This is a genomic window from Escherichia sp. KCJ4928 (assembly GCF_004352695.1).
In the GTDB taxonomy this organism is placed as follows: domain Bacteria; phylum Pseudomonadota; class Gammaproteobacteria; order Enterobacterales; family Enterobacteriaceae; genus ECMA0423.
In genome coordinates, this window is sequence record NZ_SJWV01000132.1 from 1 (window position 1) to 11,677 (window position 11,677).

Here is an 11,677-nt window from a genome sequence, read left to right on the forward strand (position 1 = left end):
TTATCCCCTTCGGCTACCGGGTCGGGCGCGAGGTAACGTCCTGTAAGACGCGCCCTCAGCCCACATCCATGTGGGCTGCCCCGGCCTTCGGGGAACGCTTCAGCGATTTTGACGCCACCAACACCCGCGCTGTTCTTATGTTCCGGGCAAAAAGTTAGATTTGATAATCGAGGATGGACGAAATTGCTTGATACACCCGCTTATCAGTTTTACATGGAAGTTTTGATGTATTGAGTCAGGACGGTTTTGTCGGCTGGATACGGCGTTTACGCGGCATCCGGCAAGAACACATGGCTCGTTGTAAACAATCCCATCTTTGTACCTGGAATAATCGTTTATATCCCCTGGCATTACCTCTCTTTGTTTACATTTCAACATCATTTTATAAACATTCCGCTTGTATTTTTCTTTACCGTAATGATAATCGCTATCACTGCGATTTACTTTTCTTTGCATAGATTGACTCAGAAAAACGTTTAAGGGTGGGTGGCATGTTTGTTCCGTTTCTCATTATGTTGCGCGAAGGACTTGAAGCCGCGCTGATTGTCAGTTTGATTGCCAGCTATCTTAAGCGTACCCAGCGAGGCCGATGGATTGGTGTGATGTGGATTGGCGTGTTGCTTGCCGCTGCGTTGTGCCTGGGCTTGGGTATCTTCATTAACGAAACCACCGGCGAATTTCCGCAAAAAGAACAGGAACTGTTTGAAGGTATCGTGGCGGTGATCGCCGTGGTGATCCTTACCTGGATGGTTTTCTGGATGCGCAAAGTGTCGCGCAACGTCAAAGTACAACTGGAGCAGGCAGTCGATAGCGCATTGCAGCGTGGAAATCATCATGGCTGGGCGCTGGTGATGATGGTCTTTTTTGCCGTTGCAAGGGAAGGGCTGGAGTCGGTCTTTTTCCTGCTGGCGGCATTTCAACAAGATGTCGGGATCTGGCCGCCGCTGGGTGCAATGCTCGGTCTTGCTACTGCCGTGGTGCTAGGCTTCCTGCTCTACTGGGGCGGTATTCGCCTCAATCTTGGTGCATTTTTTAAATGGACCAGCCTGTTTATTCTCTTCGTCGCCGCAGGGCTGGCAGCTGGTGCCATTCGCGCATTTCATGAAGCCGGATTGTGGAACCACTTTCAGGAAATCGCCTTCGATATGAGCGCGGTCCTCTCAACTCACTCGCTGTTTGGCACGCTGATGGAAGGGATTTTTGGCTATCAGGAAGCACCGAGCGTCAGCGAAGTCGCCGTCTGGTTTATTTATCTCATCCCGGCGCTGGTGGCATTTGCCCTGCCACCACGCGCAGGGGCGACAGCGTCTCGCTCCGCGTAGCAAATACGACGCAAACTCTTGCTTAGTTACAACATACTTTAAAGGGATAGTCTCGTCATGACCATTAACTTCCGCCGTAACGCATTGCAGTTGAGCGTGGCTGCGCTGTTCTCTTCTGCTTTTATGGCTAACGCCGCTAATGTGCCGCAGGTCAAGGTGACCGTGACCGATAAGCAGTGCGAACCGATGACCATTACGGTTAACGCCGGGAAAACACAGTTCATTATTCAGAACCACAGCCAGAAGGCGCTGGAGTGGGAGATCCTCAAAGGCGTGATGGTGGTGGAAGAGCGGGAAAATATCGCCCCTGGCTTTAGCCAGAAAATGACGGCGAATTTACAGCCTGGCGAATACGATATGACCTGCGGTCTGCTGACTAACCCGAAAGGGAAGTTGATCGTCAAAGGTGAGGCAACGGCGGATGCGGCGCAAAGTGATGCGCTGTTAAGTCTTGGTGGTGCAATTACTGCATATAAAGCGTATGTCATGGCGGAAACCACGCAGCTGGTGACCGACACGAAAGCCTTTACTGACGCTATTAAAGCAGGCGATATCGAAAAAGCGAAAGCACTGTATGCGCCGACGCGCCAGCACTATGAGCGCATCGAACCGATTGCTGAACTGTTCTCCGATCTGGATGGCAGCATTGACGCCCGTGAAGATGATTACGAGCAAAAAGCCGCCGATCCGAAATTCACCGGTTTCCACCGTCTGGAAAAAGCATTGTTTGGCGACAACACCACCAAAGGCATGGATCAGTACGCTGACCAGCTTTATACCGATGTGGTCGATTTGCAAAAACGCATCAGTGAACTGGCTTTCCCACCTTCAAAAGTGGTCGGCGGTGCAGCCGGACTGATTGAGGAAGTGGCAGCCAGCAAAATCAGCGGTGAAGAAGATCGCTACAGCCACACCGATCTGTGGGATTTCCAGGCTAACGTTGAAGGCTCGCAGAAAATTGTCGATCTGCTGCGTCCACAACTGCAAAAAGCCAACCCGGAACTGTTGGCAAAAGTCGATGCCAACTTTAAAAAGGTCGATACCATTCTGGCGAAATACCGTACTAAAGACGGTTTTGAAACCTACGACAAATTGACCGATGCCGACCGGAATGCACTGAAAGGACCGATTACTGCGCTGGCGGAAGATCTGGCGCAACTTCGCGGTGTGCTGGGATTGGATTAAGCATTATGCAGTATGAAGATAAAAACGGCGTGAATGAACCGTCACGCCGACGTTTACTGAAAGGCATTGGTGCGCTGGCGCTGGCGGGAAGTTGTCCGGTCGCTCATGCACAAAAAACGCAAAGTGCGCCGGGTACGCTTTCACCGGATGCACGCAATGAGAAACAGCCGTTTTATGGTGAGCATCAGGCAGGGATCCTGACGCCACAACAGGCCGCAATGATGCTGGTGGCGTTTGATGTGCTTGCCAGCGATAAACCCGATCTTGAACGGTTGTTTCGCTTGTTGACTCAGCGTTTTGCTTTTCTGACTCAGGGCGGAGCGGCACCAGAAACGCCAAATCCGCGCCTGCCACCACTCGATTCCGGCATTCTTGGCGGCTACATTGCGCCCGATAATCTCACCATCACGTTATCGGTGGGTCACTCATTGTTTGATGAGCGCTTTGGCCTTGCGCCACAGATGCCGAAAAAGTTGCAGAAGATGACGCGTTTTCCCAACGACTCGCTGGATGCGGCGTTATGTCATGGTGATGTGTTGCTACAAATTTGCGCCAACACCCAGGACACGGTGATCCATGCACTGCGCGATATCATCAAACATACGCCGGATTTGCTCAGCGTGCGCTGGAAGCGGGAAGGGTTTATTTCCGATCACGCGGCGCGTAGTAAAGGCAAAGAGACGCCGATTAATTTGCTGGGTTTCAAAGACGGCACTGCCAATCCCGATAGCCAGAATGATAAGTTGATGCAAAAAGTGGTGTGGGTAACGGCAGATCAGCAGGAGCCAGCGTGGACAATCGGTGGCAGCTATCAGGCAGTACGCTTGATTCAGTTTCGAGTGGAATTTTGGGACAGAACTCCGCTGAAAGAACAGCAGACGATTTTTGGTCGTGATAAGCAAACCGGTGCGCCGCTGGGAATGCAGCATGAGCATGATGTTCCCGATTACGCCAGCGATCCGGAAGGGAAGGTGATTGCGCTGGACAGCCATATCCGGCTGGCGAATCCCCGCACGGCGGAGAGTGAGTCCAGCCTGATGCTGCGTCGTGGCTACAGTTATTCACTGGGCGTCACCAACTCCGGGCAACTGGATATGGGGCTACTGTTTGTCTGTTACCAACACGATCTGGAAAAAGGCTTCCTGACAGTACAAAAAAGGCTCAATGGCGAAGCGCTGGAGGAATACGTTAAACCTATCGGCGGCGGTTATTTTTTTGCGCTGCCGGGAGTGAAGGACGCGAACGATTATCTCGGAAGCGCGTTATTGCGGGTTTAATGTTTATAGACGGATAAGGCGTTCTTGCGCAGATGCCTGATGCGATGCTTGCGCGTCTTCTTATGCCTACAATCGGTGCGGGTTCGGTAGGCGGATAAGGCGTTCACGCCGCATCCGGCGTTCGTGCGCAGATGCCTGATGCGAATCCTGCTGAAAGCACACAGCTTTTTTCATATCTGTCATCACTCTGTCATCTTTCCAGTAGAAACTAATGTCACTGAAATGGTGTTTTATGGTTAAATATAAGTGAATATATTGTTGCAATGAATGCGAGATCTGTTGTAATTATTAAGTAGCAGCGGAAGTTCCCGGCAGTGATAGTCAGTCACTATGGAGATCGCGGATGGTAACGTCCTGTTCTGGACAATGTCTTGTTAAGCTACGCTCCACCACTTGCGGAGATTTCTCCTCCGGTAGCAACTTCGTCACTCTGTATTTTTCTCACTTCCTCTCTTTACTCGTGTTACCGACGCCGCAAACGGTGTGCGTAGCCGTTTTTCGGCATTTTATCCAAAAGCAAACTATGGCTTACAAGGAAGCCAACCCTCTGATGTTCGTGCGCATAATCGCGCTGCCAACGGCGCGTGTGATGAATACAAACAACTCAAGGTGCTCTCCATGGGAAGACAAAAAGCAGTGATCAAAGCTCGTCGCGAGGCAAAACGTGTGCTGAGACGGGATTCGCGCAGCCATAAGCAGCGTGAAGAAGAATCGGTCACCTCGCTTGTGCAGATGGGCGGCGTAGAAGCCATTGGTATGGCCCGCGACAGTCGCGATACTTCGCCCATCCTCGCGCGAAATGAAGCGCAATTGCACTATCTGAAGGCTATTGAGAGTAAGCAGCTGATATTCGCCACGGGCGAAGCCGGGTGCGGAAAAACCTGGATCAGCGCAGCAAAAGCGGCAGAGGCCCTGATACATAAGGATGTCGACAGGATTATCGTCACCCGTCCAGTTCTGCAAGCCGATGAAGATCTTGGCTTCTTACCTGGAGATATCGCAGAAAAGTTTGCTCCCTATTTTCGCCCGGTCTACGACGTGCTGGTCCGGCGCTTAGGGGCTTCCTTTATGCAGTACTGCCTGCGACCGGAAATAGGGAAGGTGGAAATCGCGCCGTTCGCCTATATGCGTGGACGTACCTTTGAAAATGCAGTCGTCATTCTTGACGAGGCGCAGAATGTGACTGCCGCGCAAATGAAAATGTTTTTAACCCGCCTCGGGGAGAACGTGACGGTTATCGTCAACGGTGATATCACGCAATGCGATTTGCCTCGCGGCGTGTGCTCCGGATTAAGTGACGCGCTGGAACGTTTCGAAGAAGATGAAATGGTTGGGATCGTCCGGTTCGGTAAAGAGGACTGCGTACGTTCGGCACTTTGCCAACGTACGCTGCATGCATACAGTTAAGTGTATTATCGGTGCAGAGCCCGGGCGAACCGGGCTTTGTTTTGGGTGTTTATGCCCGGACTAGCGCTTTTTCTGAAACAACCATTTTTATTTGCCCCTGGCTGGTGAAGTGTACGCTCATCCTGTGGCTTTTTTGTAGTTGCTGATAGAGCTCATCAGGTATTGCTAAGCTCTCTGCATATTCTTGCGGCGTATATTGGTAGGCTGCATGATGCTGCTGTTTTTGAAAACGCAGCTTATTGTACAGCGCCCAGACAATTAACACGACGGCATTCGCCACTGCCAGCAAAAAATAGAACTGAAGTCGGCTTCTGGCCTCGCTTTGCCAGTAATAACCCGTCAGCAGATCCATGGCGAATAAGAATATGAACAACGCAAATAATGTCCACAAGATGGTTGTGGCAACATAATCAACCAGTAAACGTACTGGTGATTGTCGGGTCGTAATAATTAAATTGTTCATATTAACCTCTCAGAATCCCGCGATCGGGACTTACCCAACGGGCGCGTTGCTTTTTAGGCATCAACATGACTCGTGTAAATGATACCAATGTCGTTGCCAGGCTCAGCATCCAGAAAATAACCGGGAACCAAATAATCCAGAAAAGCGATGAAGTCAGATTATGCTCATAGCGATTCTCGATCATCAGGCTGACAATAAATTGCAGTAAACATAACGTACACAATAATATTCCGGCAGTATGTGTCGCAGCGATATGTGTCAATTCAATATTTAACGGTACACCGGCAAGTTGGACTGCGTAAATAATGAAACCGACCAGGCAGGTGAAGGCCCATATTGTCGTCAGGCAGTATTCAAAAAACAGCGGCCACATTCGAAAGTTTTCTTTGCGCCACAACCTTGTCATATTTTTGAGGAATACTTCTGCACCGCCCTGAGCCCAGCGCAGGCGCTGTTTCCACAGCCCTTTTAACGTTTCAGGCATTAATATCCAGCACAGCGCCCGTGGCTCGTAAAAAATCGTCCACTGATTCAACTGCAGCTTCCAGCTAATATCAATATCTTCGGTGATCATATCGTCACTCCAGTAACCCACTTCTGCCAGGGCGCTGCGACGAAATGCGGCAATAACACCGGAAACGGTAAATACGTTTCCATAGATACGCTGGGTTCGCTTGATCAAACCAATAATTGAGGAATACTCGCCAACCTGAATTTTACCCACCAGGGTAGAACGTGTTCGAATACGAGGATTACCGGTTACGGCACCCACACGCGGGTTGTACAACATCGGTTCCACAATATATGCCGCCGCATCGCGGTCTAATAACGCATCGCCATCAATGCACACCAGATATTCACTTTTCGCCGCGGCAGCTCCGGTTTTAAGCGCAATGGCTTTCCCCTGGTTTTGCGCCAGATGAATGACCCGCAAATGGGGAATTTGTGCAGCCATGCGATCCAGGATGGCACGGGTTTTATCTGTTGAACCGTCATTTACGGCAATAACTTCAATGTTCTCATAACGCTGTGCTAAAGCGGCGTGTATGGTTTCCTCAACGTTTTTCTCCTCATTAAAACAGGGAATGATAATGGAGATAGACGGATTATCTTTCAACTGGGGAGCTGGTGCGTTTTCTCCCCACGGCCAGTGGCGTTCACGATAGACCCAGAAATAGACGCCGCCAACAATCCACATAATGGACATAAAAAACGGCCAGAAGAAAACGAACCTCATCATCAGTTCACCAGAGTGAAAGTACGCTACGCATAGGGGTATGCATAACACCAGACATAATATAAAAAACGATACGATGCGATTAATCATTTTTCGGATACCAGGCTGTTGAAAACTCAGGACGAATAAGGTCTATTTCAGGTTGGTTATGCAGAAAATTGTCGGGATAATAACCATAGTTTTTCACTCCATTCAGTTGTAATAGGCTCATCCAGTGAGCGAGTTGTTGCGAAGAAATAGCCTGATGCTGACCATTTTTCTGCCAGTTTTGTGCCTGTAATTCTAAAATAGATTTGTCTTTAGCCTGAGGGATGTTTTTAATTTGATTGGTCAATTGTATTAACCATTGGTCAGCCGATTTTTCTGCGACACCTTCCAGATAAGGCATAGCCATAATAGCGGTCCAGTCATAGCTTTTTAGGAAATCAGCATAATTCTGTGCAAACCAGGCTTCACTTTCAGGTTGTATTACCGGAAGTGCAAAAATATTTCGTGCAGTTTTAATATGTGGACCGCGAATGGCTTTTACGCGCGCACTAAGTTCTAAAGTGAAGTCAGTTAACGCACGACTTTTAAAGCGGGCCCACTGTTTAAATTGCTCCGGGTTTTGTCGAATTTCGCTCAGACTCCCGCTAAAGCCTGCTTGCTGATAAGCCGTGATAGCCGGTGCACTGGCATCTTCATAATCTGAAAGCAAAGCATCATCGTGGAACAATATGCCATCAAAAGCAGCATGTCCGGCAAGATCTTCATATAACATGCCAACTTGTGCTCTGACTCTGTCATCGAAAGGAGAGAGACGGTGATATTGTTCAGGATGAATTTGTGCTTTTTTCTCCCCTGTTGGTAAGTATTTTACTCGCGTTAATGTGGGATCTAAATCCCAGCTTAATACCGGCATCCACGCATAGATGTTTACACCTGAGCGGGTACGTAATTGCCAGGCAACCCGACTAAAAATATCTGCTTTCATTGGTAGCAAACGATTTGGAAACCAGACCTCTTTGACCAGCCCATCACCATCGGGATCAGCAAATGCCTGCAAATACACGGTTGATATTTGCATATCTTTCACCCGCTGAATTAGCACATCAATATTGCGATCCATTTGCTGGAGGTTTTCGTCATAAACGTAATCAAGATCGATATGCATTATCCGTTGTGGTGATTTTTCCTGTACGGTAATAATTTGCTGGGCAAACTCTTTTAATGAGGGATTATTGGCGATTAATACCCGCGGAATGGAATCCAATTGCGACGCATTTGCCAAACCTGATTCAAGGGTGAAGAACATGTCATAACCGAGTTTTTTTAATTCCTCTATCGCTATGCCATTCGCTTCGCCATAAGGCCAAACAAAAACGTGTGGATTTACCTCAACCTTTGTACGCAGGTATTCCGTCATTTTTACAGCATCCAGACGAATTCTTTCCCGGTATTCTGCTGCGGTTTCATACCGTGCGTGGTCAGTAAAATATGCACGATTTACATATACAGGCAATAAGCTGCCGGTGGCATTAGCCTGAATACCGTAGTGAGAATTCCATGTATGAGAAGCGAGCTCAACGAGCCGGGAACGCGCAACTTCTCGCACTTGTTGCCACGTGGCAAAATATTCTCGATCGACCAACTCATCGCCAAATTTTACTTGTTTATCCGCTGGCGTATCGACCCAACTGCCGACGGGGGCCCATACAGCAGGCCACTGGAAGGCCTGAAGAATTGGGAAGACGCGGGTATAAAAACTCTGGTAGCCGTCATCAAAAGTCAGCACTACAGCTTTTTCCGGTAGCGGTTTTCCTCCTCGATGTGCTTCACGAATTTGAGCAATACTGACCGGTTGATAACCGTTCTCGCGCAGCCAGGCAAATTGTTCACGCAGTGCTGATGTCCGCACTGACATAAAACGCTGGTCGGCAGCTTCGTCTTCAACGTTATGCCATGAAATCGCTACAAAACCATTATGCGGCCACGGTTGCTCGGCGAGTAAAGATTCGCGATCCTGTGGCGGTATAAATGATGTTCTTGACTGGCTAATGCACGCGGTGAGCATAATTATACTCACCAGCATCAGGAGATATTTATTTCCATTACGTAACATATTTATCCTTAAAATCTGAATGTCATATCGAATTCAACGTATAAGTTGTGTTCTCTGTCACCGTCATAAGGTCGTTTTTCCCAGCGTAGCGTTGCGCCAGCATCAATCACGTCATTCCAGCTAATGCGTTGCCCGTAGCCGAGTTGGGTGACGACATCCGTGCCATAATGTTTTTGCCAGGAGGCACCAACACCTGCGCTGAATATTTGCTCCCAGCTATTTTCATAGCTTCGCCATAACAAATGGCTTGCCTCAAATGCCGGAACAATATCGAACGTTTTTATAGGGTTGTAGTATGGGGTATCGTGTTCTGTATTTTGTTCGTAATACAGACTGGGTAGGAAATCGACAATCAAATATGGTGAAGACCAGATGCGTTCCTGACCCTCAAGTGAGACTTCATGACGCTGGTTACTGTCGGAAAAATCAGTGAAAGCCCAGGAGACACCGTACTTACGCCGCTCATTTTGATACCAGCGAACATAAGCCTGAGCACTGTTGCCTGTAACACCATTTTTCATTGCCCGTAATGGAACGCGGTGAGAGAGGCGTTCCAGTTGCGAACCAATACGCCAGTTATCATTAAAATCATACCAGCCAGACAGGCGCGCGCCGGGTTTATGCTCATGATTGAAAACGCGTTCAGCGTACTCTGCCTCGAGCCAGATATTACGTGACCGCCACTCAACACCCGCAAGCCAGTCGCGAACAATCCCTTTTCCTTCGCTAAATTGTCCATCGGCATAACCGAATCCAGCAAAACCGCGCCAGTTATCCTTCAGCGGTGGTGAATAAACGATGGTGGTTAAGTCGACATCATGTTTACCACTATCCGGGCCTTCGGCATCAATTCCTGTTGAGCCAGCGATACGAAGCTCTGCAAGATTATGTACATCAACCGCACGTTTTAATCGTACAACGCCGGGATCTTGCGGTTCACGTTCGACAACATCGTGCGTTAAGACAGCTGCCTGCTGCCATTCTTGTAACGTTAATGCTGTCCAGGCTTGTTCAACCTCCAGATTAATATTACGTGGCTCGATCACTTCTGCTTTTTTTAATTCATTTTCTGCTGCACGAGGCCAACCGCGGGCTTGTAACACACTCGCGTAATCAATGCGCAGTCCCTGATTTCCTGGTGCGTTATAAGCAAGCTCTCTGGCTGTCATTTCAGCCTGAGGAAGATCATTACTATATTTTGCTACGGTTGAGAGAAACGAATGCCCCTGTAACCAGGTATCATTCGGGATGCTCGTAGGCGTGCCCATTAACCGAAGGAAAGGCGGCGAAGTATTAATGGTATGTTGGGTGACAGTTAGCGCGCCCGGATAATTTTCACTCTCCAGGTGGCTGTAAAAGAGATCCGCAAGTTCTTCATCGGATAAATCCGGGGCAATGGTCTCCTTGTGATAAAAGAGCTCGGTCATTATTGACTGTGCTTTTTTCGGCTGATGATCTTTGAGATAAGCCGATGCAACCCAATATTGCCCCCAGGGCGGAATAATTTGCCCCGTCTTTTTTAATCGCTGATAGTGAGAAATAACGTCTTTATAACGATCGCGAGTTAATAACGCGCCAAGATGATCAACCTGAATACGCTGGTACTGGGCAGTACGGTCTGGGTTATCGTGCCACAGAATTTCTAATGCAGCGTATTGGGCGAGGGCGCGATCGGCAATGGCATAACGTTCACTTTCACTGCGCGTAGGCATAAACGACAGTCTGACCAGTTCGGCATGAATATCAGCGCGAATATCTGGCGTTAAATTGGCATCGTCAATCGCGGCAGCAAGTTGATTATTACGTAATGCCTGCACGTATTCTGTGGGATATTGTTGCGTAGATGCATTTTCAGGTAATGACTCTGTCATCGCCCGTAATTCATCCTGATGACGCCCCGCCAGTTTATAGATATAGGCTTCTGCGAGTAAATTGGCTTTGTCCGGTGCTCCAGAGTTAAGCTGCTTAAGTTTAACCAGCGCAGTATCATAGTGACCAGCATCTGCCAGGGTTAAAATTTGTCCCCGTTGATAATCCTTATTTTGCGGCTCCAGAGAGAGCGCCTTTTGCCACAGTGTAAGCGAGTTTTGCCATTGTTGCAGGTTACGATAAGCGACGGCGACAGCTGCATAACCACGCGCTGGTAATTGCTGATGACGGTAGCGGTTGTAAACGGTAATAACCTGTTTATCTTGCCCGGCCCATAAGGCAATCTGTAACCAGTCAGCAATTTGGTTATTGCTGAGTGCTGATTTTAGTGCAAACCATGACAAAGCTGGCTGAGTATTACCCTTGCGAGCTTCAATAATCAATGCATCATAGGCGTTATTAACAGCACTCTTCGCCGCGGGACTCGCTGCTAAAAATGCGGCAGTAAGAAGTTTCAAAGCCCATTTGGTTTTCGGGCACCTTTTTCTGCTACTTGAATACATCCTGTATTACTCCATGTATTGCCAAAATCTCTCTCTGTATCTAATTACAGGTAACTGAAAAGAAAGATATTTTTGCACCTCATAATCCGTTATTAAACGCGGAAGAGAGACGTGAATTGTTGATGATGAGAAGAAGAAATGATGAGCAGAGTGTCCATATAAAATCCTTTTCTCGCCCGAAAATCCATTCCAATGATGAGGATCTTCAGGAATACGGCATAAATCCCAATGCCTTTTTCAAAATAAATTAGGA

8 protein-coding genes are annotated in these 11,677 nt (G+C 48.4%); 4 read left to right on the forward strand and 4 right to left on the reverse strand.

Translation table 11 applies throughout. The annotated features are described in order from the left end of the window. Positions 1–491 precede the first annotated feature (491 nt). The 4 genes from efeU to phoH all read left to right on the forward strand — a co-directional run bounded on the left by efeU (position 492) and on the right by phoH (position 5,191). Positions 492–1,322, forward strand: coding sequence for an iron uptake transporter permease EfeU (gene efeU, locus E0D98_RS16885; RefSeq protein WP_000497942.1), 831 nt, complete (start codon positions 492–494; stop codon positions 1,320–1,322). A 57-nt stretch (positions 1,323–1,379) separates the two neighbouring features. Next, the gene (gene efeO, locus E0D98_RS16890; protein WP_000154414.1) at positions 1,380–2,507 is read left to right on the forward strand and encodes an iron uptake system protein EfeO; all 1,128 of its coding nucleotides are present in this window, start codon (positions 1,380–1,382) and stop codon (positions 2,505–2,507) included. Positions 2,508–2,512: 5 nt separating this feature from the next. Next, positions 2,513–3,784 carry an iron uptake transporter deferrochelatase/peroxidase subunit gene (gene efeB / locus E0D98_RS16895; RefSeq protein ID WP_001199172.1) on the forward strand — a complete coding sequence of 424 codons (1,272 nt, stop codon included), beginning with the start codon at positions 2,513–2,515 and terminating at the stop codon, positions 3,782–3,784. A 618-nt stretch (positions 3,785–4,402) separates the two neighbouring features. Continuing rightward, complete coding sequence (gene phoH / locus E0D98_RS16900; RefSeq protein WP_000533522.1) at positions 4,403–5,191, forward strand: phosphate starvation-inducible protein PhoH; 789 nt, start codon at positions 4,403–4,405, stop codon at positions 5,189–5,191. Positions 5,192–5,240: 49 nt separating this feature from the next. On the opposite strand, the gene pgaD is transcribed toward phoH, so the two are convergent. The 4 genes from pgaD to pgaA are packed head-to-tail and all read right to left on the reverse strand — an operon-like array spanning position 5,241 to position 11,424. Beyond that, entirely contained in the window at positions 5,241–5,654 is a 414-nt protein-coding gene (gene pgaD / locus E0D98_RS16905; protein WP_001061095.1) for a poly-beta-1,6-N-acetyl-D-glucosamine biosynthesis protein PgaD, read from the reverse strand. Position 5,655: 1 nt separating this feature from the next. Next, positions 5,656–6,981, reverse strand: coding sequence for a poly-beta-1,6-N-acetyl-D-glucosamine synthase (gene pgaC, locus E0D98_RS16910; RefSeq protein ID WP_000610451.1), 1,326 nt, complete (start codon positions 6,979–6,981; stop codon positions 5,656–5,658). Then, positions 6,974–8,992 carry a poly-beta-1,6-N-acetyl-D-glucosamine N-deacetylase PgaB gene (gene pgaB / locus E0D98_RS16915; protein WP_000945561.1) on the reverse strand — a complete coding sequence of 673 codons (2,019 nt, stop codon included), beginning with the start codon at positions 8,990–8,992 and terminating at the stop codon, positions 6,974–6,976. The genes pgaC and pgaB overlap by 8 nt, the downstream gene beginning before the upstream one ends. 8 nt (positions 8,993–9,000) lie before the next feature. Next, a complete protein-coding gene (pgaA, locus tag E0D98_RS16920) occupies positions 9,001–11,424 on the reverse strand; it encodes a poly-beta-1,6 N-acetyl-D-glucosamine export porin PgaA (protein WP_000287458.1) in 2,424 nt (807 codons plus the stop codon). Positions 11,425–11,677 lie beyond the last annotated feature (253 nt).